We start from the raw sequence: 25,223 nt of genomic DNA on the forward strand, positions 1-25,223 counted from the left end.
CGCTCGCGACCGCAACCGCCGCCGTCATCGTGATGCCTGTGCTGTCTATACATAAAATATTCCTAATGAGTCTTACGATGCATCTACGATATATCTTATTATCGATCTAGCAAGTCCCCTCTGCAAATTTCCCGCAACTGGTTTAGATAGCGGTCATGGCTGACCTTTTTGCCGACGATACTTCGCCCGCACCCAAGCAAGATATTCCGCGCGAGGATGCGCCGCTGGCCGACCGGCTGCGCCCGGGCGAACTTGCCGAGGTCGTGGGACAGGATCACCTGACTGGTCCCGAAGGCGCAATCGGGCGGATGGTCGCGGCGGGAAGGCTTTCGAGCATGATCCTGTGGGGGCCGCCCGGCACCGGCAAGACCACCATTGCCCGGCTGCTGGCCGCAAGCGTGGGGATGCGCTTTGCCAGCGTCAGCGCGGTGTTTTCCGGCGTCGCGGACCTCAAGAAGGCCTTTGCCGAGGCCGACCGTGCGGCGGAGGCAGGGCAGCGCACGCTGCTGTTCGTGGACGAGATCCACCGTTTCAATCGCGCGCAGCAGGACGGTTTCCTGCCCTTCGTCGAACGCGGCACGGTGACGCTGGTCGGCGCCACGACCGAGAACCCCAGCTTTGCGCTCAACGCCGCGCTGCTGAGCCGCGCGCAAGTCCTGATCCTCCACCGCCTCGACGCAGCGGCGCTCGGCCAGCTTCTCGACCGCGCGGAGGAACTGGAAGGCTCCCTTCCCCTGACGGACACGGCACGCAACGCGCTGATCGCCAGCGCCGATGGCGACGGACGCTTTCTGCTCAACCAGGCCGAAACGCTGTACAACGCCGGGATCGCCGAGCCGCTCGATCCGGCGGGGCTCGGCAGCTTCCTGCAACGGCGGGTGGCGGTGTACGACAAGGATCGCGAAGGGCATTACAACCTCATCTCCGCGCTCCACAAATCGGTGCGCGGCTCGGACCCGCAGGCCGCGCTCTATTACCTCGCGCGGATGCTGGTCGCGGGGGAAGAGCCGCGTTTTCTTGCCCGGCGGCTGATCCGCATGGCGGTGGAGGACATCGGCCTCGCCGACCCTCATGCGCTTATCCAGTGCATGGCGGCCAAGGATGCGTATGAATTCCTCGGCAGCCCCGAGGGCGAGCTGGCGCTGGTGCAGGCCTGTCTCTACCTCGCCAGCGCGCCCAAATCGAACGCGGTCTATGCCGCGCAAAAAGCCGCCTTTCGCAGCGCCAAAGAAACCGGCAGCCTGATGCCGCCGCAAAACATCCTCAACGCGCCAACCAAGCTGATGAAGGACATCGGCCATGGCGCAGGCTATACCTACGACCACAATGCCGACGAGGGTTTTTCGGGCGACAATTACTGGCCCGAAGAAATGGAGCCTCAGCGTTATTACCAGCCGGTCGAGCGTGGGTTCGAGCGTGAGATCGCCAAGCGGCTGGAGTATTGGGACAAGCTCAGGCGCGAGCGCGGGTGACGCCCGAACGCTTCACCCGCTTCATCGCAATCGACTGGTCGGGCGCAGCGGGAGAGCGCCATCGCGGGATCGCTCTGGCCGAAACCGACGTGGCAGGTGGCGCGCCTCGCCTGATCCGTCCTGGGCATCGCTGGTCCCGGCTTGAAGTGCTCGGCCTGCTCGGTACGCTTGAGGACGACGTATTGGTCGGCATGGACCTCGGTATCAGCTTGCCTTTCGTCGATTGCGGTGCGTTCTTCCCCGGTCTGGAAGGTGGCCCACCCGATGCGCGATCGCTTTGGGCGCTGATCGACGAGGTCTGCGCAAACGATCCGCACCTCGGCGCCAACAGCTTCGTAGATCATCCCGATTTCGCGCCCTATTTCCGGCGACACGGTGGGCGTGAGGGGGGCCATTTCCGCTGCGACAATGCCGCGCATGGCCGCGGGCGCTTTCGGGTGGCCGAACAGGCGCAGGCGGCGATGGGTTGCAAGCCTTATTCTAACTTCAACCTCGTCGGCGCAGCGCAGGTCGGCAAGTCGAGCCTGACGGGGATGCGGCTCCTTCATCAACTCGGCGGAACGGTCCCGGTCTGGCCTGTGGACCCGCTACCTGCCGCTGGGCCGGTGGTGACGGAAATCTACACCACGCTCGCAGCGATGGAGGCCGGACGCAGCGCCGCGCGAGCCAAGATGCGTGACGCTGCCTCGCTCAATCACGCGCTCACTCAGCTCGATTCCCCGCCGGTCGATTGGAATGGACCGCTCGACGATCATCGCGCCGATGCGCTGGTCACGGCGGCATGGTTGCGCCGGGCTGCAAGCCGCCCCGAATTGTGGCAGCCTGCCGGGCTCACACCAGAAATCGCGCACACCGAGGGGTGGACCTTCGGTGCCGCCTAGGCCAGATTGGCCTAAACCGGACTGGAGGGATTTATAGTAATGAAATCGACCTTTCTCGCCGCTACCGCCGCGCTCGCGCTGAGCGGTTGCGCCGCAACCACCTTGCCCCCCGAAACCGCCCAGACCGCGCCCTCCGCGCCCGTCGCACGGGTGGCGCAGAGCTGGAGCGATTTCGAAAAGACCACGATCGACAAATGGCTCGCCATCGACCCAGCCTTCGCGGTCTATCAGGGCGATCACGCGCAGGATGGCAAGCTGCCCGACTGGAGCGCGGCGGGACTTGAGGCCAAGGCCGATTTCCTGCGGGGCACCATCGCGCGGGCCAATTCCTTTGAAGATCTCACGCGCGAAGAAGCGTTCGAACGCGATTATCTCGTCAGTGTCGCGCGCGGACAGCTGTTCTTCCTGACCGATGCCGATTATCCGCACACCAACCCGGCATGGTATGTCGGCGGCGGGCTCGATCCCAACGTCTATGTCAGCCGCAACTATGCGGACAAGGCGACGCGGATGAAGGCGATGATATCGTTCTTCAACGCGATACCGCAGGCCGCCGCCAATATCCGCGCCAACCTCAAGACCCCGATGCCCGAAAGCTTCGTCAAATACGGCGTCGCGGCGTTTGGCGGCTTTGCCGATTACTACAAGGGCGATGCCCGCGCCGCCTTCGCCGATGTGCAGGATCCGGCGCTGCAGGCGCAGTTCAAGGATGCCTCGGCCAAGGCATCGGCCGCGATGGCCAGCCTTACCGAGTGGATGAAGGGCCAGCAGGCCAGCGCAACGCAGGATTTCGCGCTCGGGCCGGCACGCTTCAGCAAGATGCTCAAGGACACAGAGCTGGTCGATATTCCGCTCGACCAGCTGGAAAAGGTCGCACGTGACGATCTCGCCCGCAATCAGGCGGCGCTGAGAGATGCGTGTAAGCAATATGCTCCGGGCCAGTCGATCCCGGACTGCATCGCCAAGATGGCGGCCGACAAGCCTGCCGATGGGCCGGTGGCCGAAGCGCGCCGCCAGATCCCCGAGCTGACCGCCTTCGTGAAGAGCCACGATCTCGTCACCATTCCCGGCACGGAAAAGGCGCTGGTGGAAGAAAGCCCGCCCTATAACCGGCAGAACTCCGCCTACATCGATCCGCCGGGACCCTTCGAGAAGGGCATCCCCTCGATCTATTACATCTCACCCCCCGACCCCAGCTGGTCCAAGGCGGTGCAAGAGGCCTATATCCCGGGCAAGGACGATCTGCTGTTCACCTCGGTCCACGAGGTAATGCCGGGTCATTTCGTCCAGTTCCTCCATTCCAACCGCGCGCCCTCGCTCGTCGGGCGGCTGTTTGTGGGATATGGCTTCGCCGAAGGATGGGCGCACTACACCGAACAGATGATGTGGGACGCAGGCCTCGGCAATGGCGCGCCCGAAGTGCATATCGGCCAGCTGTCCAACGCCCTGCTGCGCGATTGCCGGTTCATTTCCGCGATCGGCCTGCACGCGCGCGGCATGACGCAGGAGCAATCGAAGCAGCTGTTTATGGACCAGTGCTATCAGGACGAAGGCAACGCCACCCAGCAGGCGGCGCGGGGCACTTACGACCCGGAATATCTCAACTACACGCTCAACAAGCTGCTGATCATGAAACTGCGCGCCGACTGGACCGCCACGCGCGGCGGTCGCAAGGCGTGGAAGGCATTTCACGACCAGTTCCTGAGCTTCGGCGGCCCACCGGTGCCGCTGGTACGCGAGATGATGATGAACGAGGACACCCCGCGTACGGTCTTCTGATCGCAAACGGGATAATCTAGGGCTGGACCTTTGCCGCGCGCTGCGGCAAAGGCTCCGGCCTTCGCATGGGCAAGCCGGCTTAGCTCAGTTGGTAGAGCAGTTGATTTGTAATCATCAGGCCGGGGGTTCGAATCCTCCAGCCGGCACCATTATTATCTATACATTACAGACACTTATTGGACGTTTTCGGATCGCGCCACTCAGCACGACCTGAAACGCGCCTGCGTGGCACGTTTTGGCTCGATAGTATCGTACCGCAGACCAAGCGGCGTCCGCCCGGTGTCACGCCAGCCCCCGATACAGCAGTTCGGCAGTTCTCATCGATGATCGACAAGTTCGGCTACATGACGCTTGAGCGGACGGGCAAGGCTTCTTGGAAGGCAACCGTCCACGCGATCGACGGCAGCGTTTTGAAGACATGCCGCATCCGCGGGCGCACATCGCATTGCGCGAGTAGAACAGCGACTACCGCTTTCCCACCATATCTTCCGGCCGCACCAGCCTGTCGAAATCTTCCGCGCTGATGTCGCCGCTGTTCAGCGCCGCTTCGCGCAAGGTCAGACCTTCTTTGTGCGCGGTCTTGGCGATGGCGGCGGCCTTGTCGTAACCGATCGCGGGTGCAAGCGCTGTTACCAGCATCAGCGAGTTTTCGACGCCCTTCGCGATATTGTCGCGGCGCGGTTCCAGGCCAACCAGCAGGTGCTCGGAAAAGCTTGATGCCACATCGCCCAGCAACCGCACCGAGCGCAGGAAATTCCACGCCATCAGCGGGCGATAGGTGTTGAGCTCGAACTGTCCCTGGCTGTCGGCGAAGGTCAGCGCAGCATGGTTGCCAAACACCTCGATTGCGACCTGCGTCATCGCCTCGCATTGGGTTGGATTGACCTTGCCCGGCATGATCGAACTGCCCGGTTCGTTCTCTGGCAGCGCCAGCTCGCCCAGTCCCGAACGCGGGCCGGAGCCGAGGAAGCGGATATCGTTGGCGATCTTGTAGAGCGCGGCGGCGAGCGCGTTGAGCGCGCCATGCGCGAACACCAGCGCGTCCTGGCTCGCCAGCGCTTCGAACTTGTTAGGCGCGGTAACGAAGGGCAGGCCAGTAATAGCGGCGATGCGCTCGGCAACCGCCTCGGGGAAACCATCGGGCGTGTTGAGACCGGTGCCGACAGCGGTTCCGCCCTGCGCGAGCTGGTACAGGCCCGGCAGTGTCAACCGAATGCGATCAATCCCGCTGGCGAGTTGCGCGGCATAACCGGAAAACTCCTGCCCCAGCGTCAGCGGAGTTGCGTCCTGCGTATGAGTGCGACCGATCTTGACGATATCGGACCACTGCTCGGCCTTGGCAGCGAGTTCGGCCTGCATCGCTTCGAGCGCGGGCAGCAAATGGCCGGTGATCTCGCGCGCGGCGGCAATATGGATCGCGCTGGGGAAGGTGTCGTTCGAGCTTTGGCTCTTGTTGACGTGATCGTTGGGATGGACCGGCGTTTTCGAACCGATGTCACCGCCAAGCAATTGGATTGCGCGATTGGCGATCACTTCGTTGGCATTCATGTTCGATTGCGTGCCGGACCCGGTCTGCCACACCACCAGCGGGAATTCATTGTCGAGCTTGCCGTCGATAACTTCCTGCGCGGCGGTGACGATGGCGTCCGCCAGCGTGCCATCCAGCTCGCCCAGCTGGCGATTGGCCTCGGCGGCGGCGCGTTTGATGATACCGAGTGCGCGGATCAGCGGGATCGGCAGATGTTCGCCGCCGATACGAAAGTTCTCCGAGCTGCGCTGTGTCTGCGCGCCCCAGAGGTGATCGGCGGGCACTTCGATGGCGCCCATCGAGTCGGTTTCGGTGCGCATCTCGCTCATCCCCGCCCCCGATAAGACGCGACGCCCTGATCGGGGAGCCACAAACCTTCAGGCGGTGCGCCGCTCTGCCAGAACACGTCGATCGGGATGCCGCCGCGCGGATACCAATATCCGCCGATGCGAAGCCAGCGCGGTTTCATCTCGTCGAACAACCGCTTGCCGATGCCAACCGTCACATCCTCGTGGAAGCCGCAATGGTTGCGGAAAGAGCCGAGGAACAGCTTGAGACTTTTCGATTCGACGATCGTCTCGCCCGGCGCGTAGTCGAGCACCAGATGCGCGAAATCTGGCTGGCCGGTAACCGGGCAGAGCGAGGTGAACTCGGGCGCAGCAAAGCGCACCATATACAGCTCGCCCTTGCGCGGATTGGGTACATAATCGAGTTCGGCATCTTCCGGCGAAGCGGGTAGCGGGCTCGACTGGCCGAGGAATTTGGGGGTGTCTGTGCCTTCCATGCCGCGCTCCTGCCGCGATTGCGCGCGGGGTGCAAGCGATGGCTTGGCAAGCAGGCGGGTCAGGTCCTATTCAGCGCGCCCTCGCGATGCGCCTTGCGCAACACAGCGTACCATTTTTGCTTCGGAAACCATGACAGCGCGCCTTCGCCTTCCTCTCCTGTCCCTTGCGGTTTCCACCGCTGCGCTCGGCGGTGCGGCATTCGCGCAATCGGCGAACGACTTTTCCTTGCAGCCTGCGCCCACACCGACCCCCAGCCCGAACGTGCAGGGACCGGTGGTGACTGACGGCGCGATCCAGATACGCCCAAAAGCGATTCCAACTGCCACGCCAACCCCGTTACCGACCGTGGTTCCCCCGCTGCTGACGGCGGTACCCCCGAAGTCCGTCCGCCCGTCGCCAACCGCAAGCCCGCGTGCGCGGCCGACACCATTGCCTGCCACCAGTGCGAGGCCGCAACAGCGTCCGCGCGTGCAGGAATCGTCAGAAGCAGCTCCGCCGCCGAACAGCTCGCCATCGCCCGCGCCCGCACCGCTTGCAACGCCTAGCGTAACGCCGATGCCGACCGCTTCGGCGCTGCCGGTCGCGCCCACACCTCAAGCCAGCCCGATTGCGGACAGCTCCAATTCGAGTGGCCTGCTTCCGTGGCTCCTCGGGTTTGCCGCACTGCTCGTCGCAGGGGGCGCATTCGTCTTCCTGCGTCGTCGCCGCGAGGACGCGCCGGCACCCATCGAACCTCCCATCGTGCACCGCGATACGCAGGACGCGTTGCCAGATGCCCCCGCAGTTTCCGCCGAAGCTGAGAGCGAAGCGCTGGCGTTGCAGGTCGAGGCGATCCGCCTCAGCCGCAGCTTCATGAATGTGACTGTCGATTATCGTGTCACCTTGCGCAACCGGCTGGGTCGCGCGCTGGAGAACGCAACGGTAGAGGCCGACCTCGTCTCAGCCAGCAACGACCGTCCGCTCGCCAACCAGCTCGCCGCGCGCGATACTGCCCTGCCCGCGCGCCATTCCGCCGCCCGGCTAGGCCCCGGCCAGAGCCAGCGCTTCGAGGGCCGCCTGCAATTGCCGCTCGCGCAGGCAGCGATCATTCAGCAAGGCGCGGTGGGAGTGCTCGTCCCGCTGCTTCGTGCCCGGGCGAGCGCGAGCAATGCTGCTCCGCTGGCGAAAACCTACGTCATCGGGCAAGGCGCGCCCGGAGCGACCCGCCCGCAACCCTTCCGGATCGACGAGCCGCCGCGCAGTTACGAACCGCTGATCCAGCGCGCGCTCGACTGATCTTCGGGCCAGGTCTACAAGCAAGGCCATGGAGTCGCTCGTTTCCACTGATTGGCTGAACGCGCATCTCGGCGATGCCGATCTGGTTGTGCTCGATGCCAGCAAGCATTTGCCCGATGCCGGGCGCGATGCGGGCGAGGAATTCCTCACCGCGCATATCCCCGGCGCGCGTTTCTTCAACATGCCGCGCTTTTCCGACCCGGATGCAGCGGTGGTCAACACTGCGCCCGGCGCGATGCAGGCAGCCATCCATCTGAGCGGGCTCGGGATCAATCCCGGCGCGCGCGTGGTGCTGTACGATGACAGCGCCATTGCCAGCGCCGCCCGGGCATGGTTCCTGCTACGCGGCTATGGCCTGACCGATATTGCGATCCTTGATGGCGGTCTGGGCAAATGGCTCGCAGAGAGCAAACCGACAGAAACCGGAAAGGCTGACTTTGCCCCCGGCCTCTATCCCCCATCCGATTTTACCGGCGCACTGCGCGACAAGCAGGCCATGCTGGCCAATTGCGACAGTGGCATCGAACAGGTGGTGGACGCCCGCGATGCCGGGCGTTTCGGCGGGATCGAGGCCGAAGGCGGTCATATCCCCGGCGCCCGCCATCTGTGGTACCGCGATTTGTTCGACGACGACGGAACCTACAAGAACCCTGCCGAGCTGAAAGCGCTGTTTGACAGCGCCGGGATCGACATAGTTGCGCCAGTCGTCACCAGTTGCAATTCGGGCATGACCGCCGCCGTGCTCGCCTTCGCGCTGCACCTCATCGGCAACGAGGCCGCGCTCTATGACGGAAGCTGGGCCGAATGGGGCGCCGATCCTGATCTGCCCAAGGCTCTCGGCACAGCGGGCTGACGCGCAAAACCGCAACCCCGCGCTTGCCGAAACCGCCCGCTTCCCCCTAGGACAGCCATTCAGGCACATAGTCGGATACTCCGGCTACCATCCACGAGCATCCAGCGGAGAAACAATGGCAGGCGGCACGGACCAATCTCAGACTACCGCAACCCGGCTGGTGACGTCCGGGCGCAGCAACGATCCGCATGTCGTCAACCCGCCGGTCTACCGCGCCAGCACGCATCTGTATGACGATTGCGCCGCGCTGCGCGAAGCACCCAAATCCAACCGCGATGGGCAGTTCTTCTACGGCCGGCGCGGTTCGCCAACCCAGTGGGCGCTGAGCGACGCATTGACCGAAATCGAACCCGGTGCCCACGGGACCGTGCTGTATCCCAGCGGCGTTGCGGCGATCGCAGGCGCATTGCTGTCGGTGGTCGGCCCGGGCGACGTGCTGCTGGTGTGCGACAACGCCTATGACCCCAGCCGCCACATCGCGACCGGGCTGCTCAAGCGCATGGGCGTGGAAGCGCGCTTCTTCGACCCGCTCGACCTCGATGGCTTTGCCGGATTGTTCTGCGAGCGCACCCGCGCGGTGCTGCTCGAAAATCCCGGCAGCCTGACGATGGAAGTGTGCGACGTGCCTGCACTGGCGGCCATCGCCAAGGACCATCAGGCCTGCGTGCTGATCGACAACACCTGGGCCGGGCCGCTCGGCTTTGCGGCCTTTGCCCACGGCTGTGACATTTCCATCCAGGCGCTGACCAAGCACGTCGGCGGCCATTCCGACCTTATGATGGGATCGGTCAGCGCCGCTTCGCAAGGCTTGTACGCCAAGCTGCGGCATGTCTCTCAGGAACTTGGGCAAGTGGTGTCTCCCGACGACGCTGCGCTCGCCCTGCGCGGCTTGCGCACGATGGGCGTTCGGCTGGATCGCTGCACTGCGAGCGCGCTGAAGATCGCCCACTGGCTCGATCAGCGCCCCGAAGTCGCCCATGTGCTGTGCCCGATGCTCCCGGGCGCACCCGGCCACGAGCTATGGAAGCGCGATTTCACTGGCGGGTGCGGCTTGTTCAGCTTCGTGCTCAAGGGCGGCGACGATGCGGCGCGCTGCCGCCTGATCGACGCGCTCGAGCTGTTCGGAATCGGTTATAGCTGGGGTGGTTTCGAAAGCCTTGCGACCCCGGTCGGGATCGATGGTTCGCGCACCGCGACACGCTGGCCGAAGCCCGAATGGGATGAAAGTGATCGCTTCGCCATCCGCCTCTCGATCGGCCTCGAAGAACCTGACGATTTGATCGCCGACCTCGAACGCGGTTTTGCCGCCGTGGCGCGCGCATGACGTTTGCCGCTCTCGCTGCCGCGGCCGCCAGCGCTTCGCCCACGGCGAGCGCGAGTCCGACCGCGAGCCCCTCCGGGCCACCGGCTGAACAGGCGTGGAGCCTCGCCCAGCCTCTCGCCAATCAGGGGCAGGTCGCCGCCGCACAGGAAATCAAGCAGGCGGTCTCGCAAAAGAGCGAAACCATCGGCGATCTCGTCAACACGCTCGACAGTTGGGCGATCAACATCGGCAAGTTCCACCTGTCGGTTTGGGATGTGATCATCGTCCTCGGCGTGATCGTGCTGTGCTACATGATCGGGCGGCTCGGCAGCAGGCTCGGCAATACGATTCTCAAGCGGATCACCAAGCTCGACAGCACACAGCAATTGCTGGCCGAAAAGCTGGTCAGCATCGCCATCTGGTCGTCCGCTTTTTTCCTCGGGATCGACCTGCTCGGTATCGACCTGACCGCGCTGGCGGTGTTTTCGGGCGCCTTCGGCCTCGCCATCGGTTTCGGCCTCCAGAAGACCTTCGGTAATCTGATCGCCGGGATTATCCTGCTGATGGACAAGTCGATCAAACCCGGTGACGTCATCGCCATCGCCGATCAGGCCGGGAATTCCACTTTCGGACAAATCCGCAAGATCGGGGTGCGCGCGGTCAGCCTCGTCACGCGCGATCAGAAGGAATATCTCATCCCGAACGAGAACCTGATGATCAATCAGGTCGAAAACTGGTCCTATTCGAGCAAGAATGTGCGCGTTCACGTTCCAGTGGGGGTCAGCTACAACGCCGATTTGAACGTGGCCGAAAAGCTGATGCTGGAAGCCGCGAAAAGCTGCGACCGCGTGCTCAAGTCACCGCCGCCGATCGTGTGGCTCAAGGAATATGGCGACAGCTCGGTCAATTTCAGCATCAATTGCTGGATTTCGGACCCGGAAGAGGGGGTCAGCAACGTCCAGTCTGCCGTACTCAAGAAGCTATGGTGGCTGTTCAAGGAAGCCGATGTCGAAATCCCCTTCCCGCAGCGCGACATAAACCTGCGCAACAACGATCAGTTTGAACGGCTGATTGACGCGCTGGCAGCGCGTGTTGCGGCGGACAATTCGCCCGATGGCGTGAAGGACAAGGATGCGGATTAGTCGGCCGAAAGGCCCCGGTACGCTCAAGTGCTTCCTGTTCGGCTGGGTAATCGCCTGGGCGGCGGCGATCTATCTGTCCTGCGCCTTCATCTGGTTGGGCGGCATTGCCCGCGTGGTCAGCGGAGCGCGCGGTGCAGGCGCAATCTTCGCCATTGCAGATGCCGTTTCTCCATGGGCCAAGCTTGCCATAGGGATCGCGATGGGCACTGCCCTGATATTGCGGCGCAGGCTATGGCCGATGGCGGGGCGCAATGCGCTGGCCGCCGACGGGACCGCCTGCGTGCTGGCAATGCTGCTGACACTGGGCTTGCTTCCATCCCCATGGTCGGCTGGTTTCGGCGTAGGACTCACGGGCGCACGTTTCACCCCGCTTGCTACAGCCCTCTATATCGCAGCAGCAGCCATTGGCGGTATTCTAGCTACCATGTTTGAGGCCAATTGCCTGAATAATCGTCGCAAACTCAACGAAATCTATCGCGACCGTTCGCAATAGCGCAGCTTTCTGGCTGAGTAGGGCGAATTTCAAAACCAAAGCTGTCCGCCCGCGCAGCCATTCTGATTGGCACTGAATCGCGTCAGCCGCCAGTTTGGCACCATGACAGGAACAGGCACTCTCTATCTCGTTGGCGCCGGGCCGGGCGAACCGGACCTGCTGACGCTGCGCGCCGCACGGCTGATCGAAAGCGCCGAATTGATCGTGCATGACGGGCTGATCGATCCGCAGGTGCTGGCTCTCGCTTCGCCAGAGGCGCAACTGATCTCGGTTGCCAAGCGCCGCGCGCATCACACCTTGCCGCAGGACGAAATCAACGCCCTGCTAATCCGCTCAGCGTGCGCTGGACAGGACGTCGTGCGCCTCAAGGGTGGCGATCCGTTGGTCTTCGGGCGCGGTGGCGAGGAAGCGGAAGCCGCGCGCGCCGCTGGCGTTCCGGTCGAGATCGTGCCCGGCATCAGCGCGGCCAATGGTGCCGCGGCCGCCGCGCAAATCGCGCTGACGCATCGCGATGCCTCCTCGATCGTCACGTTCGTGGCGGGTCAGTGCAAGGGGTTGAGCGACCAGGACTGGCGCGGCCTTGCCGGCAAGGGGCGCACGCTGGTGATCTACATGGGCGTGAAGACCGCCCCGCAAATCGCGGAGAAGCTGATGGAAGACGGGCTCGCACCGGACATGCCGGTGGCTGTGATCGAGAATGCCGCGCGTCCGCAAATGCGGGTGTTGCGCGGACTGCTCGCGGGCTTGCCCGAACTCGTCGAGCGCAAGCAGGTGATCAGCCCCGCACTGATCGTGATCGGCGAAGTGACCGCGCGAGAAGACGCGGCGGTGGCCGCTCTGGCGCGGGAGGACGCGCGATGAGGCTGCTGACCGGCAATGATCTCAAGACCGGCGCGGTGACCTGGTGGACCGGCAGTGACTGGTCGCTCCATGTCGAGGATGCGGCCGATGTGTCCGGGAGCGAAGATGAAATCGCCCGCCGCGAGGAATCAGCGCGGCGTGTCAACGCGCCCAATGCGATTGATGCCGAACTGCAAGATGGCAGCCCCCGTCCCGCGCATATCAAGGACCGCGTCCGCGCGCTCGGCCCAACCGTGCGCCCCGACCTGACCCTCAAGCCTGCCGATCCCGAAATCGGCAACTGGGTGATCTGATGTACCAATATGACCACTACGATCAGGCGATGGTCGATGCCCGGGTGGAGGAATTCCGCGACCAGGCCCGCCGCCGTCTAGAAGGCCAGCTGACCGAGGACCAGTTCAAGCCCTTGCGGCTGATGAACGGGCTCTATCTCCAGCTCCACGCCTACATGCTGCGCGTCGCCATTCCCTATGGCACGCTCAACGGGCGCCAGATGCACGCGCTGGCGGACATCGCCGACACGTATGATCGGGGATACGGGCATTTCACCACGCGCCAGAACATCCAGTACAACTGGATCAAGCTGGAGGATGCCGCCGATATCCTCGCCGATCTGGCCAAGGTCGAAATGCACGCCATCCAGACGAGCGGCAATTGCATCCGCAACATCAGCTCCGACCATTTTGCCGGGGCCGCGGCGGACGAGCGTGTCGATCCGCGACCTTACGCCGAACTGTTGCGGCAATGGTCGAGCTTCCATCCCGAGTTCAGCTATCTCCCGCGCAAATTCAAGATCGCGGTAATCGCCTCCGACACCGACCGCGCGGCGATGCGGCTGCACGACATCGGGATCAACATCCTTCGCAACGACTCCGGTGAACTGGGTGCGGCCTTCTATGTCGGTGGTGGCATGGGCCGCACACCGATGATCGCACCATTGATTCGCGAATTCGTGCCACTCGACCAGCTCGTCACCTATGCCGAGGCGTGTCTGAGGGTCTACAATCGTTACGGCAGGCGCGACAACAAGTACAAGGCGCGCATCAAGATCCTGGTCCATGAAATGGGCGCGGAGGAATATGCGCGGCAGGTGGACGCCGAATTCGCGCATCTGCTCGAACAGGGTGTCGAGCCACCGCTCGCCGAACTGGAGCGGATCAAGACCTTCTTCGTCGATCCCGCCTTTGCCAGCGATGCAGGCGCCGATATCGACCGCAGCGATTCCGATTTCGCGCTGTGGCTCGATCGCAACACGGTGGCGCACAAGGCCCCCGGCTACACGTCCGCCGTCATCAGCCTGAAGCCGGTGGGCGGCATCCCCGGCGACGCGACGGCGGAACAGATGCATCTGATGGCCGATCTCGCGCGCAACTACAGCTTTGACGAACTACGGGTGATGCACACGCAGAACATCGTGTTGCCGCATGTGCGCAAAGCCGATCTCCATAACCTGTGGACCGCGCTCGACGCCGCGGGGCTCGGCAGCCCCAACCTTGGCACGGTGGAAGATATCATTGCCTGCCCCGGCCTCGATTATTGCAGCCTCGCCAACGCCCGCTCGATCCCCATCGCGCAGCAGATTTCCGAACGCTTCGCCGCCTCGGGCAAGACCGAGGCATTGGGGCAGCTGAAGCTGAAGATTTCCGGCTGCATCAACGCCTGCGGGCACCACCATGCTGGCCATATCGGCATCCTCGGCGTGGATCGGAAGGGGGTGGAAAATTACCAGCTCCTGCTCGGCGGAAGCGAAGCGGAAGACGTCAGCCTCGCCAAGATCACCGGCCCCGGCTTCGACGAGGCTGGGATCGTCGATGCGGTCGAAACCGCCGCCGACATCTATCTGCGCGAACGCCAGGACGGCGAACGCTTCCTCGACACCTATCGCCGGATCGGCATGGATCCCTTCAAGGAGGCGCTATATGGCTGATTTCCTGCGCTATCGAGGCGATGAGACGGTCGATCAGCCTGCCGTGACGGTCGATGCTTTTCTCGACCAGACCAACGCCAGCGCAGTGCGGGTCGAACCGGGCGACGATGCCCGCGCGCTGATCCCTCATCTGGGCCAAATCGCGCTGGTCGAGGTCAACTTCCCCGCTTTCGGCGATGGACGTGGCTATTCCTCGGCCCGTATCCTGCGCGAGGCAGGCTATGGCGGTGAATTACGTGCCGTGGGGGACGTTTTGGTCGATCAGATCGCCTATATGCGGCGTTGCGGCTTCGACGCCTTCGAACCCGATGCTCCGCTCGATCCCGACGATGTCGAAGCGGCGTTGAGCCGTTGGCCGGATGTGTATCAGCCCGCTGCCGATACGCGCGTGCCGATCTTGGCCAAGCGCCATGGTTCTGCCTCATGAATGCTATTCGCCCCATCGACCGCCTCGACACCGCACCGCGCTTTTCCGAACATGATGCCGTGCGCCTGAACCGCATGTTCCGCGGCTCCGACACGCAGGAAATGCTCGCGGCGCTGTTCGCCGACGATCTGATCGACGACATGGCCGTGGTGTCGAGCTTCGGCGCGGAAAGTGCGGTTTTGCTGCACTTGCTGGCCGAAGTCGACCCAGCTCTTCCGGTAATGTTCCTCGATACGGGAAAGCATTTCCCCGAAACGCTGGCCTATCGCGACGAGCTGGTCGAGCGGCTCGGCCTCACCAACCTCCAGATCCTCCATCCCGAACTCGCCGAACTTGAAGCCAAGGACGAGACCGGCCTCAGATGGTCCTATGATCCCGATGGTTGCTGCGAGATCCGCAAGGTCAAGCCGCTGGCCAAGGCGATGGCACCGTTCGATGCCAGCTTCACCGGGCGCAAGGCGTTCCAGTCGAAGACCCGTGCCAATCTGCCCCGCTTCGAGCTCGACACCTCCGATGCTGCCGGGCGGCTCAAGATAAATCCGTTGATCGATTGGGATGCGAGCCGGATTGAAGGCTATTTCATCCAGCATGACCTGCCACGCCATCCGCTGGTCGCTGCCGGCTATCCTTCGATCGGCTGTTCTCCCTGCACCAGTCGCGTCGCGCCAGGCGAAGATCCGCGCTCGGGCCGCTGGTCGGGGTGGGACAAGGTCGAATGCGGCATCCACCAGCCGGGAGCCGATGACGACGGGGCCGACCAACCCTATTTCTAAGCGCGCGCGCTGATCATTTCAGCCAGCCATGGGCGCGATACCAACGGGCTGTTTCCGTAAAGCCCGTGCGCGCGCCGATGCGCGGCTGCCAGCGGTCTGCCGGTGCAGCAAGCACCGGATCACACACCCAATCGGCATGAACCATGTAGCGCGCCCGATCGGGGGTCAGCTTGGCTTTCATACCCCGCACCAGTCGATCCCCGCGTGCAGCCGCGTGCAATAGGCGTGCTGGCAGGTTGAGAGGCAGCACACGCCTGCGTCCGACAGCGATACCGAGTAACCGCGCCATTTCCCGGTGCAGGTAACCTTGCGGTTGTCCATCATCGACTTCGAACAGCTTGCCGGAAACGTCCTTCCCCGTCGGCACCAGCGCCAGTAGTACGTCGGCGAGATCGGCGACATGGATCAGTGATGTGCGGCCCTTGGGCGGCAACGGCACCACACGCAGTCTTGCGGCCCGAAACAGGTCGAGCATATCCTTGTCACGCGGGCCATACACCGCCGGCGGGCGAACGATCGTCCAGTCAAGTCCGCTCTCCCGCACCAGATCCTCGGCCCGCGCCTTGGAGGCACCATAATCCGACAGATCGGGCTCACGAGCGGAAAGCGACGACACGAAAACCAATCGCTTCAGCCCAGCTTGCTTGCAGGCTTCGATCACGGCGGCGGTGCCTACGACATTGGCGGCTTCGAACTGCGTGGGATGCGCGGCGTTCGTTAGAGCGGCGATGTGCAGCATCGCATTCGCGCCCTCAGCAAGCCGCCTGAGAGCCTCGGCATCGTCGAGCGTGCCGTGAACCCAGGTGATCCCCTCGCGTTCCGCCTGCGGCTTGCGAGTCAGAGCACGCACGCCGACGCCCTGCCGCGCGGCGTCATCCAGCACCGCCTGACCGACGAAGCCGGTTGCCCCGGTTATTGCCAAAGTTCCGCTTGCCACCATCAGAGATACACCAAATGATCGCGATGTATCACGGCGGCGCGCGGTGCGTAACCGAGTTTGTCGCCCTGCCGATCCTGCTTGAGGCCGATGATCGCGTGGCATTCCTCGGCGGAATATTCAACCAGCCCCTGCGCGAGGCGATCTCCATTCGCGCTATGTACGCTGACGAGGTCTCCTCGGCGGAAATCGCCGTTTACCTCGGTGATGCCCGCCGCGAGCAGGCTTGCCCCGTTAGCCAGTGCTTCGGCGCAACCCGCGTCGACGGTTAGCACGCCCACGGGCGCAAGCCGACCGCCAAGCCACGCTTGCCGCGCACTCCCGCCACGCTGCGGCAAGAACAGCGTCCCGATACCCTGTGCGAAGGCGCGCGATAAGGGAGCGTCAACAGTGCCATTGGCGATTGCCAGCGCGATACCCGCGCGTTCGGCGATACGCGCCGCTTCCAGTTTTGCCGCCATACCGCCTGAACCGAGGCCCGAAGACGAGGTCGCGCTGGCCATCGCCAGAATTTCGGGCGTCACCCCATCGACCGTCTCGATCAACGTAGCCCCTGCTTCGCGCGGATCGCGATCATAAAGGCCGTCGACGTCCGACAGCAGCAACACGCCCTGCGCGCCCGCAGCCTGCGCAACGCGCGCCGCCAATCGGTCGTTGTCGCCAAAGCGGATTTCCTCGGTAGCGACCGAATCGTTCTCGTTCACGACCGGGACTGCGCCTTCCTCAAGCAGCTTCTCGAATGTCGCGGCAGCATTGAGATAACGCCTGCGGTCCTCCAGATCGTCCAAAGTCACGAGCATTTGCGCCGCGACCAGATCGTGTGCGCCAAGCGATTCAGACCACAGTCGCGCCAGCTCTACCTGCCCAACCGAAGCGGCGGCCTGCGCTTCGGAAAGGCTTGCGCGTCCGCCGCGCTTGAGGCCCAGCCGCGCAGCACCCAGCGCGATCGCCCCGGAGGATACTACGATTACCTCACAGCCTGCCTGTCGCAGACCGGCCAATTCGGAAACGAGCTTCGCGAGCCATGCCTTGCGCGGCTCTCCGCGTTCGACCAGCAGCGACGATCCAACCTTGACTACCAACCGCCGTGCTGCGCCCAGCTCGGCAAGCGAAGCGATCAGAGGGGCGACCATTCGCTGCTTTCCTCACCATCACCGCTCGTATCTTCGACTTCGGCTCCCTTGGTCTCGGTCGAAGTGCGTTCCGGCAGATAAGCCAGCACTGCATCGAGCAATCGATCGACCCCAGCGCCGGTTGCACCCGAAACAGTGAACACCTCATCGGCACCGGCAGCCTTGAGTTCGTCAGCAAAGCCTTCACCCAACTCGCTGTCGGCGAGATCGAGCTTGTTGAGCGCGACGAGACGCGGCTTGTCGTCGAGCCCGGCACCATAAGCGGCCAGCTCCTCCTCTACGATCTGCATCGCTTCGACCGGATCGGTCCCGGATATATCGATTAGGTGGATCAGCACGCGGCAACGCTCGATATGGCCCAAGAACCGATCGCCAATCCCCGCCCCTTCCGCTGCGCCCGCAATCAACCCCGGAATATCCGCAAGCACGAATTCACGGCCTTTGTGACGCACCACGCCCAGCTTAGGCACCAGCGTCGTAAAGGCATAGTCGCCGACCTTGGCCTGCGCGTTGGAAACCTGGTTGATAAAGGTTGATTTGCCGGCATTGGGCAGGCCGACGAGGCCGACATCGGCAAGCAGCTTCAGCCGCAACCACACCCACATCTCCTCCCCCGGTTCCCCCGGCTGGTGCTGGCGCGGAGCACGGTTCGTGCTCGTCTTGTAGCTAGCGTTGCCGCGCCCGCCCATTCCGCCTTCGAGGAACACCAGACGCTGGCCAACTTCGGTGAAATCGGCGAGCACTTCGTCCTTGTCCTCGGACAGGACCTGAGTCCCTACAGGCACTTCGATCACGAGGTCATCCGCCCCGGCCCCGGTGCGGTCCTTGCCCATGCCATGCGAACCACGCGCTGCCTTGAAATGCTGGGCATAACGAAAGTCAATCAAAGTGTTCAGACCGGGCACCGCTTCGAACACGATGTCCCCGCCCTTTCCCCCGTTGCCGCCGTCCGGCCCGCCGTATTCGACGTATTTCTCCCGCCGGAACGAGACCGCTCCGGGACCACCCGCGCCGGATTTCAGGAATATCTTGGCTTGGTCGAGAAAGTGCATGGGACGTCTCTAGCGGGAGTTTCTTGTTTGCGCACGCACATCCGTGCGCGCGATTTCCTCACGCCTGTCGGCGTTGCGGTCGGCCAGTCGGCCTAGCGGTTGGCTGGTCGCGAACCGATCCAGCGCATCAGACATTCGTAGTGCAATCATTCGGACCCGAAAGGGTCCGCAAGCGCTACTGCGCGCCCGCAGACCCGTCAGGGTCGAGGATAGCCAAGGGGCCAGATGGCACCGCCGGCGCTTGAGGTGAAACAAAAAACCAGGTTTTACCTGAAGTAAAACCTGGTGGAGCCGAGGGGGATCGAACCCCTGACCTCGTCATTGCGAACGACGCGCTCTCCCATCTGAGCTACGGCCCCGTTCCAGGTTTTCGCACCCTCCCCGGCAGAACCGGAAAAACGCGAGGGCGCGCATTAGCGAAGCGCGGCGGCAGAGAAAAGACCTTTCTCGCCGCGCCGTCTCGGCGAACGCCTATTTCTGTGACGACCCCTTCGGCTGATCCTTGGGGATGGGCTGGACCACCGGATTGGATTGCTGTTCGGGTTTCACGGGCACCACCGGGATGGTCGCCCCGCTGGTTGGGTCGGTGACTGCCCCGGACGCCTGAAGCGGCTGGGCGGTGGTCGTTTCGGGACCGCTTACCCCAGCCTGAGGCGTGGGCTGCGCGGCGGCACGCGCCTGCTGGACGGCGACATAGCCGGGCTGCGAGGCGCCGTATTGCACGCCATATTTCGCATCCCAAGCCGCCGAATTCGTCTGATACTGCTGGTAGTCGTCGAAAAAGGCATTGAACGGCGCCATCATCTTGGGCAGCTCGGCAGATGCAAACGCCGCCGCGTCCATCTTGGGATTGAGCAGCGCGTCGCTGGCCACGTCCATCGCAGCCTTGCAGAATGGCTGGCGCACAGGTGGCAGGGTGAAGAAATTATAGACGCTGGTCATCACCTTCTCGCGCGCCTTGATCGCATTGCGTCCACGCCCGAATTTTTCGCGATAAGCACGATCGATGCTGTCGTTGACCTTGTCGAGCGTGCGCCGGTTGGACTTCAGGAACGTGCCATACCCATCGAGGATCGGTTTGTATTGCTCACCCGTGCAATTGAGCGCGGCGACATTCCAGGCCGAGCGGAAATACCACGTCCGTTCATCATCGCTCATACCATGGAGCACAGTATCGCGCTGGCCATCGGGCAGCAGCGCGGGAATATCCATGACATAGGCCGCGCCCCTGGGGGGCACCGGGCGATAGGGGACCGCTTCGACGACCGGAGGAGGAGGTGGTGGTGGAGGCGGCGGCGGAGGTGGCGGCGCCGCGCAACTGACGATAACGGTGAGGCCCGCGGAGACAACCGCAAGGCGAATAAAATTGAAGCTTGTGCGGCTCATGGAAAACGTGACCCTTCGATGCATCCCCTGTGCCCCATCCCCCCTCACGGATTGACCGGGCCTGAAGCGCACACCTTTAGCCACCATGTGCGGATATGGAAACGCCCGGGAGGTGGCTTACCCCCCGGGCGCGACAGTACGATTCCTGTGTGCGATCAGCCGCGCGAATTGCCCATGAAGCGCAGCAGGAACAGGAACATGTTGATGAAGTCGAGATAGAGGTTCAGCGCCCCCATGATCACGACCTTACCCATGAACTCGGTCCCGCGAACCTGGTCATAAATGCGCTTGAGCTTCTGCGTGTCATAAGCGGTGAGGCCCGCGAAGATGAGCACGCCGAGGAAGCTGATAGCCAGCGCAAGACCGGTAGACTGCATGAACATATTGACGATCGAGGCGATGATCAGACCAACGACACCCATGATCAGGAAGGTGCCGAAAGCCGACAGATCCTTCTTGGTGGTGTAGCCGAACAGGCTGAGACCCGCGAAAGCGCCAGCGGTTGCGAAGAATGTCGCCGCGATCGAGGCACCGGTGTAAACGAGGAAAATCGTCGACAGCGAAAGGCCCATCAGAAACGCAAAGCCCCAGTACATCGCCTGAAGCGCGGTTTTGCTGAACTTGTTCATCCCGAAGCTCATCGCGAAAACGATCGCGAGCGGGGACAGCGCTACGAGCCACATCAGCGGACCGGTCGCGAAGGTCACCGCCAGACCGCTCTGGGCGGTCAGCAATGCGACGATACCGGTCAGCAACACGCCCGAAGCCATGTAGTTGTAGATCGAAAGCATGTACGAGCGCAGGCCCGCATCGTAGGTTTCACGCCGCGCAACGGCGTCTCCAGCACGCGGCACGGAACTCCAGTTCGTACGCTGCTTGGTGTCGTTCCAATCGGCCATGGTATTGTTTAACTCCCGTTGGGCGGAGGGATGGAAGGAACTCCGCCAGTGAGTGGAATATCGCCCTTAGCGGCCCGAATTTCAAGCAAAACCGGATGATATTCGTTAAGCTTCGTTCACCTTTTGGACATCGCAGATGAACCGATGCTGAGCGTAGCGGAGTTCAGGCTTCGCCGGCTGCGTCCACCATAGCCGCTGCGAGAGCTTCGCGCGGGGTCTTGCCGCCCCAAAGCACGAACTGGAAGGCGGGATAGAACCGATCGCATTCCTCGACCGCGGTCTCGATCAGCGCCTGCGCCTGGGCAATGCTGAGCAGCCCGTCGTCACCAAGAAGATTGCCGTTGCGATAGAGCAGTACACCACCGCTCGACCAGATATCGAAATGGCCGAGCCACATCTGCTCGTTGATCAGGGTGACGAGCTCGTGCGCCGCCGCCATCTGCTCTGCCGGGATTCGAATCTCAGGCAGGCAGAGGATCTGCAGGACATTGTCCTCCCCTCGCCACAAACCCTTGACCTGATAGGTCGTCCAGCTGCCTTTGATCTCGCCCGCGAGCTCGTCCGCAGCGGACGTCACCGGCCAGCCGTGCGCCTTGAACAGCGCCGAGAGCATGTCCAGCGGAGCGCTGTCCTGATCGGCATCGAAACGATCGTTGGCGATTTTCATCATGGGATCTGCGTGGCTGTCATCGCTCGCGTGTGTGACGCCATGGCGCCATACTTGGCAATGTGGGGAAGCGACGCTTTTGGGGAGAACCTCGATTCGCACCCGATGCAAGCGGGAAAGCCTGTTCAAAGCCTGTGCAAAACGATGCGAGCCGATCGATCCCGTGCGCTCCGATCAGTTAATCTTGTCGATCACCTGTCCGGGATCGCTGGTGAAGGCGAAACAGTCGATTCCCTTCTCTTTCAGCTTCTTGATCACGCGATCAGCGGCCTTCTCACTCGGATAAGGCCCGGCCAGAAGCCGATTCGCTTCGACCCACGGGGTCGTATAGGGTCCCTTGTTGTCGAGAATGCCGTTCGATTTCTTCTCGATCCTGCGCCAGTCGAAACCCAGAGCCTTTATGTTCTTGCCGGTCGCGACCTGTACCCAGTAACGGGCGGGGTTCGCCTTTTCCTTGGCCTTTTTCTCGCGCTCTGCCTTTTCCTTGGCAGCCTTCTCGGCAGCGGCCTTTTTCGCCGCGGCCTTTTCGGCAGCCGATTCCTCGAGCGGTGGCTTGAACTTGGCCATGTCCACCACATTGCTTCGTTTCAGCACCGCCTTCTTCGGCGCCGGGCCGAGATCGGCAAACGCTTGGGCAACGCTCTCCTGTGGCTTTTGCGGCAGCGCTGGTGGCGGTGTGGGTCTTTGGTAAGCCGGGGTCGGTGCCGCGCTTGGGGCCGTTGTCGGCGTGGGCCGGGCCGCAGGAAAAGGCAGACTGTTGCGCGCAAGTTCACGCGATTGCACCGTTCCGCGCATATCCGTTTGCCGTTGCGCTGCCGAATTGAGCGCCCGCTCCGTCCGCGAACCCGTTTCCGGAATCGGTGGCAGCTCGGTAGTAGCCGAGCGATTGGACCGGCGTTCAGTTTGTGGCTTCGCCACTGCGAGCTTCCTCGATGAGCGGTCGGCACGCGGCCCCAGCGGGGTTCCGGTTGGCTCCAGCGCGGCATCGGCGGACCGCTGCACGCCTGTCAGCCTGGAGGCATAAGCGGCAATTTCGGGGCGATCCCGGCCAATCTGCGATTCTGCCGGAAAGATGCCCATGTCTGCCGCCGCAGCCTGTTGCGCCCGCGTGAGGCGCGGCATGTAGCGCAGGTATGGTGCCATTTTGAGCGCCATGTCGCTCGACATCATGGCATCGGCGATCTTCACCGCTTCTTCCGTCTGACCGAGGATTGCGAGGCCGAATGCGCGCGTCCGGAATGCGGAGCGATCGTTGCGGCGCAAAAGCGGCAACAGGGTTTTCTCGAATTCGGCGCGCTTGCCCGAGATGGCCTGACTGATCGCCAGCTTCTGGCGCGTGTCGGGATCGTCTTTTTTGCGCAACAGCCGTGCATAGATCGCCTGGGCGGCCGAATTGTCGCCCACCAGATCATAGGCCACAGCGCGCTCGATATCAGCTGCATTCATATCCGCGCCGCCGCGCTCCGCGTCGTTGAACAGCCGCAGGGCATCGACCGGATTGCGCCGTGCGAATTCGACCCGTCCATAGCCCAGTGCGACGCGCGGATCCTTGGGCGCGACTTTGGCAGCGCGGGCAAAAAAGCTCGCCGCCGACCCCGGATCGTGCAGCACGAGCGCCGCGTTCCCGGCTTCGATCAGCGCGTCGAGATCGGTCGGGTTCGACGACAGCTTGCGCATTGCGACATTGAGCTTGTCGACCGCCGGCGGCGGAATCGCCTGCACCACCGCACCTGGCGGATCCTGCGCCAGAGCAGGCGTCGTTATCGGTGCAGCGAGACACGCAGTGCAGCCCAACGCGCCGCTCACCAGCAGCCGGATTCTCGCCTGTCGCAGGCTGGATTTCTCGTCAATCATACACGCCATGCCAACCCAGTTGGGTGTGGCCACTGAACCTTCGCTTACTGGTTGTTCTGCCGTCCGAGAAAACGCGGGATATTGAGCGTGGGACCACCCTCATCGTCTTCCTCGTCGTCGTCCGATCCGCTCGCCGCCGGTGCCGATCCGCGCGAGAGATTCGCCATCCGTTCGAACAGCGTGTTGCCAGCCGGAGTACCCCCGCCCGAACCGCTTTCTCCCGACACCAGTGGCCGACGGCGCTTGGGTTGCAGCAAGCCACCGCTCGAACCGTTGTCTGTCGCATCTTCCTCGGACAAATCGAGCGGCCCATGCCCTGCGCCGCCCTCACCGTCGTCGCGCCCGTCGCCGTCAAACCTTTCGGTGTGCTCGTTTCGCAAGCCTGCCAGAGGATCGACGATATCGTCGACGTCGTCATATTCGTCGTCATCGCCACTCACGCTGCTGGATGAGTAGGCAGTAGCGACGCTTTCGGTCTCATCCTCGGCATAGTCGAAACCGGACAGTTCCATCGGCTCGGCTTCGGCATCGGGGCCATGCGGGGGGGTGAGTTCCGGCAATTCTTCTTCCGGTTCTGCCGAAAGCCCTTCGTTCAGCTCGAACGGCTCTTCGTCCTGTGCTGCGCCGCGCGGCAATTCGAGCGTCGGGCGCTTGGGCGGGCGCGAGCCACCCAGCGAATAGGATGCGCTGGACGACATGGGAGTCGCCTGCACCTGACCAGCATTATCGATCCCCGTGGCGACCACCGACACGCGGATCTTGCCTTCAAGGTCGGGATTGAACGCCGAACCCCAGATGATGTTGGCGTCTTCATCGACGAGCCCGCGAATGTGATTGGCCGCCTCGTCGACTTCGAGGAGCTTCATGTCCTCGCCACCGATGATCGAGATGATCACGCCCTTGGCCCCGGTCATCGAGACGCCGTCGAGCAGCGGGTTGGCGATGGCGCGCTCGGCAGCCTCCAGCGCGCGGTTTTCACCCTCGCCTTCACCCGTCCCCATCATCGCCTTGCCCATCTCGCTCATCACCGAGCGCACGTCGGCAAAGTCGAGGTTGATGAGACCCGGCATTACCATCAAATCGGTGATCGAGCGGACACCTTGCTGCAGCACCTCGTCAGCCAGTTCGAAGGCTTCCTTAAAGGTCGTGTCGGCCTTGGCGACCAGGAACAGGTTCTGGTTCGGAATGACGATCAGCGTATCGACGTGCTTTTGCAGCTCCTCGATCCCCGAATCTGCCGCACGCATCCTGCGCGTGCCTTCGAACAGGAACGGCTTGGTCACCACGCCAACGGTCAGCACGCCCTTGCGACGGGCGGCCTCTGCGATCACCGGCGCTGCGCCGGTGCCGGTCCCGCCGCCCATGCCGGCCGCGATGAAGCACATGTTGACGCCTTCGAGAGCCTCCTCGATCTCCGCCACGGTTTCTTCTGCGGCGGCCTTGCCCACTTCGGGCCTTGCGCCTGCACCGAGCCCGCCCGTGATATCCGGCCCGAGCTGAATGCGCTTGTCAGCCTGCGACGTGCTGAGCGCCTGCGCATCGGTGTTCGCCACGACGAAATCAACGCCTTCGATCTCTGCCGCCATCATGTTGGCGATGGCGTTGCCGCCTGCGCCACCGATGCCGATCACAGTAATCCGTGGGCGAAGATCGTCCGACGGGATGGGTCCGATATTGATGCTCATCGAGGCTTGCCTTCCAAGGGTCTCGGTCAAAAATTACAGCTAGCGCCCTCAGTGGCACAAAGCCGCTCGGCAGTGCATAGTCGCGCTCACCTTATCCACAAGGGTTCTATG

Annotated in this window: 24 protein-coding genes and 2 tRNA genes; 14 read left to right on the forward strand and 12 right to left on the reverse strand. The window is 63.2% G+C overall.

Features of this window, described 5'->3' with window-relative positions; genetic code table 11:
* Positions 1-155 precede the first annotated feature (155 nt).
* The 4 genes from GRI58_RS01370 to GRI58_RS01385 all read left to right on the forward strand — a co-directional run bounded on the left by GRI58_RS01370 (position 156) and on the right by GRI58_RS01385 (position 4,281).
* Entirely contained in the window at positions 156-1,472 is a 1,317-nt protein-coding gene (locus tag GRI58_RS01370; RefSeq protein WP_160751756.1) for a replication-associated recombination protein A, read from the forward strand.
* Positions 1,469-2,353, forward strand: coding sequence for a hypothetical protein (locus GRI58_RS01375; RefSeq protein ID WP_160751757.1), 885 nt, complete (start codon positions 1,469-1,471; stop codon positions 2,351-2,353). Before GRI58_RS01370 ends, GRI58_RS01375 begins: the two co-directional genes overlap by 4 nt.
* Positions 2,354-2,392: 39 nt before the next feature.
* Positions 2,393-4,132, forward strand: coding sequence for a DUF885 domain-containing protein (locus GRI58_RS01380; RefSeq protein ID WP_160751758.1), 1,740 nt, complete (start codon positions 2,393-2,395; stop codon positions 4,130-4,132).
* A gap of 73 nt (positions 4,133-4,205) precedes the next feature.
* Positions 4,206-4,281: transfer RNA gene (locus GRI58_RS01385), tRNA-Thr, on the forward strand.
* Positions 4,282-4,597: 316 nt separating this feature from the next.
* Here GRI58_RS01385 and fumC read toward each other — a convergent pair.
* The 3 genes from fumC to GRI58_RS01400 all read right to left on the reverse strand — a co-directional run bounded on the left by fumC (position 4,598) and on the right by GRI58_RS01400 (position 7,035).
* A complete protein-coding gene (gene fumC, locus GRI58_RS01390) occupies positions 4,598-5,989 on the reverse strand; it encodes a class II fumarate hydratase (RefSeq protein ID WP_160751759.1) in 1,392 nt (463 codons plus the stop codon).
* Positions 5,986-6,444, reverse strand: coding sequence for a preQ(1) synthase (gene queF, locus GRI58_RS01395; RefSeq protein WP_160751760.1), 459 nt, complete (start codon positions 6,442-6,444; stop codon positions 5,986-5,988). The genes fumC and queF overlap by 4 nt, the downstream gene beginning before the upstream one ends.
* Before the next feature lie 66 nt (positions 6,445-6,510).
* The gene (locus GRI58_RS01400; protein ID WP_160751761.1) at positions 6,511-7,035 is read right to left on the reverse strand and encodes a hypothetical protein; all 525 of its coding nucleotides are present in this window, start codon (positions 7,033-7,035) and stop codon (positions 6,511-6,513) included.
* Here GRI58_RS01400 and GRI58_RS01405 point away from each other — a divergent pair.
* From GRI58_RS01405 to GRI58_RS01450, 10 genes are all read left to right on the forward strand, one after another.
* Entirely contained in the window at positions 7,001-7,720 is a 720-nt protein-coding gene (locus GRI58_RS01405) for a hypothetical protein (RefSeq protein WP_160751762.1), read from the forward strand. The genes GRI58_RS01400 and GRI58_RS01405 overlap by 35 nt on opposite strands.
* Positions 7,721-7,748: 28 nt before the next feature.
* Positions 7,749-8,573 (forward strand): sulfurtransferase, encoded by an 825-nt coding sequence (locus GRI58_RS01410; RefSeq protein ID WP_160751763.1) that lies wholly within the window; start codon positions 7,749-7,751, stop codon positions 8,571-8,573.
* A gap of 115 nt (positions 8,574-8,688) precedes the next feature.
* Entirely contained in the window at positions 8,689-9,897 is a 1,209-nt protein-coding gene (gene metC / locus GRI58_RS01415; RefSeq protein WP_160751764.1) for a cystathionine beta-lyase, read from the forward strand.
* A complete protein-coding gene (locus GRI58_RS01420; RefSeq protein WP_160751765.1) occupies positions 9,894-11,018 on the forward strand; it encodes a mechanosensitive ion channel family protein in 1,125 nt (374 codons plus the stop codon). The genes metC and GRI58_RS01420 overlap by 4 nt, the downstream gene beginning before the upstream one ends.
* Positions 11,008-11,511: a hypothetical protein gene (locus GRI58_RS01425; protein ID WP_160751766.1), complete on the forward strand. Its 504-nt coding sequence runs from the start codon at positions 11,008-11,010 to the stop codon at positions 11,509-11,511. The genes GRI58_RS01420 and GRI58_RS01425 overlap by 11 nt, the downstream gene beginning before the upstream one ends.
* Before the next feature lie 102 nt (positions 11,512-11,613).
* The gene (cobA, locus tag GRI58_RS01430) at positions 11,614-12,372 is read left to right on the forward strand and encodes a uroporphyrinogen-III C-methyltransferase (protein ID WP_160751974.1); all 759 of its coding nucleotides are present in this window, start codon (positions 11,614-11,616) and stop codon (positions 12,370-12,372) included.
* Positions 12,369-12,665, forward strand: a complete 297-nt coding sequence (locus tag GRI58_RS01435) for a DUF2849 domain-containing protein (protein WP_160751767.1) — start codon at positions 12,369-12,371, stop codon at positions 12,663-12,665. Before cobA ends, GRI58_RS01435 begins: the two co-directional genes overlap by 4 nt.
* Positions 12,665-14,299 (forward strand): nitrite/sulfite reductase, encoded by a 1,635-nt coding sequence (locus GRI58_RS01440; protein WP_160751768.1) that lies wholly within the window; start codon positions 12,665-12,667, stop codon positions 14,297-14,299. Before GRI58_RS01435 ends, GRI58_RS01440 begins: the two co-directional genes overlap by 1 nt.
* Positions 14,292-14,726 carry a DUF934 domain-containing protein gene (locus tag GRI58_RS01445; RefSeq protein ID WP_160751769.1) on the forward strand — a complete coding sequence of 145 codons (435 nt, stop codon included), beginning with the start codon at positions 14,292-14,294 and terminating at the stop codon, positions 14,724-14,726. Before GRI58_RS01440 ends, GRI58_RS01445 begins: the two co-directional genes overlap by 8 nt.
* Positions 14,723-15,499: a phosphoadenylyl-sulfate reductase gene (locus tag GRI58_RS01450; protein WP_160751770.1), complete on the forward strand. Its 777-nt coding sequence runs from the start codon at positions 14,723-14,725 to the stop codon at positions 15,497-15,499. The genes GRI58_RS01445 and GRI58_RS01450 overlap by 4 nt, the downstream gene beginning before the upstream one ends.
* A 13-nt stretch (positions 15,500-15,512) precedes the next feature.
* On the opposite strand, the gene GRI58_RS01455 is transcribed toward GRI58_RS01450, so the two are convergent.
* The 9 genes from GRI58_RS01455 to ftsZ all read right to left on the reverse strand — a co-directional run bounded on the left by GRI58_RS01455 (position 15,513) and on the right by ftsZ (position 25,112).
* Positions 15,513-16,439 (reverse strand): NAD-dependent epimerase/dehydratase family protein, encoded by a 927-nt coding sequence (locus GRI58_RS01455; protein ID WP_160751771.1) that lies wholly within the window; start codon positions 16,437-16,439, stop codon positions 15,513-15,515.
* Positions 16,439-17,569, reverse strand: a complete 1,131-nt coding sequence (proB, locus tag GRI58_RS01460; RefSeq protein WP_160751772.1) for a glutamate 5-kinase — start codon at positions 17,567-17,569, stop codon at positions 16,439-16,441. Before proB ends, GRI58_RS01455 begins: the two co-directional genes overlap by 1 nt.
* Positions 17,554-18,621 (reverse strand): Obg family GTPase CgtA, encoded by a 1,068-nt coding sequence (gene cgtA, locus GRI58_RS01465; RefSeq protein WP_160751773.1) that lies wholly within the window; start codon positions 18,619-18,621, stop codon positions 17,554-17,556. Before cgtA ends, proB begins: the two co-directional genes overlap by 16 nt.
* A gap of 283 nt (positions 18,622-18,904) precedes the next feature.
* Positions 18,905-18,980: transfer RNA gene (locus tag GRI58_RS01470), tRNA-Ala, on the reverse strand.
* 112 nt (positions 18,981-19,092) lie between these two features.
* Positions 19,093-20,007 (reverse strand): hypothetical protein, encoded by a 915-nt coding sequence (locus tag GRI58_RS01475; RefSeq protein ID WP_237452002.1) that lies wholly within the window; start codon positions 20,005-20,007, stop codon positions 19,093-19,095.
* A 155-nt stretch (positions 20,008-20,162) separates the two neighbouring features.
* Complete coding sequence (locus GRI58_RS01480; protein WP_160751774.1) at positions 20,163-20,906, reverse strand: Bax inhibitor-1/YccA family protein; 744 nt, start codon at positions 20,904-20,906, stop codon at positions 20,163-20,165.
* Positions 20,907-21,069: 163 nt separating this feature from the next.
* Positions 21,070-21,576, reverse strand: coding sequence for a type III secretion system chaperone family protein (locus tag GRI58_RS01485; protein WP_237452003.1), 507 nt, complete (start codon positions 21,574-21,576; stop codon positions 21,070-21,072).
* A gap of 171 nt (positions 21,577-21,747) precedes the next feature.
* Entirely contained in the window at positions 21,748-23,460 is a 1,713-nt protein-coding gene (locus tag GRI58_RS15820) for an SPOR domain-containing protein (protein WP_160751775.1), read from the reverse strand.
* A gap of 11 nt (positions 23,461-23,471) precedes the next feature.
* Positions 23,472-25,112 carry a cell division protein FtsZ gene (gene ftsZ, locus GRI58_RS01495; RefSeq protein WP_160751776.1) on the reverse strand — a complete coding sequence of 547 codons (1,641 nt, stop codon included), beginning with the start codon at positions 25,110-25,112 and terminating at the stop codon, positions 23,472-23,474.
* Between the last annotated feature and the right edge of the window lie 111 nt (positions 25,113-25,223).

The organism is Qipengyuania algicida, assembly GCF_009828025.1.
Lineage (GTDB): Bacteria > Pseudomonadota > Alphaproteobacteria > Sphingomonadales > Sphingomonadaceae > Qipengyuania > Qipengyuania algicida.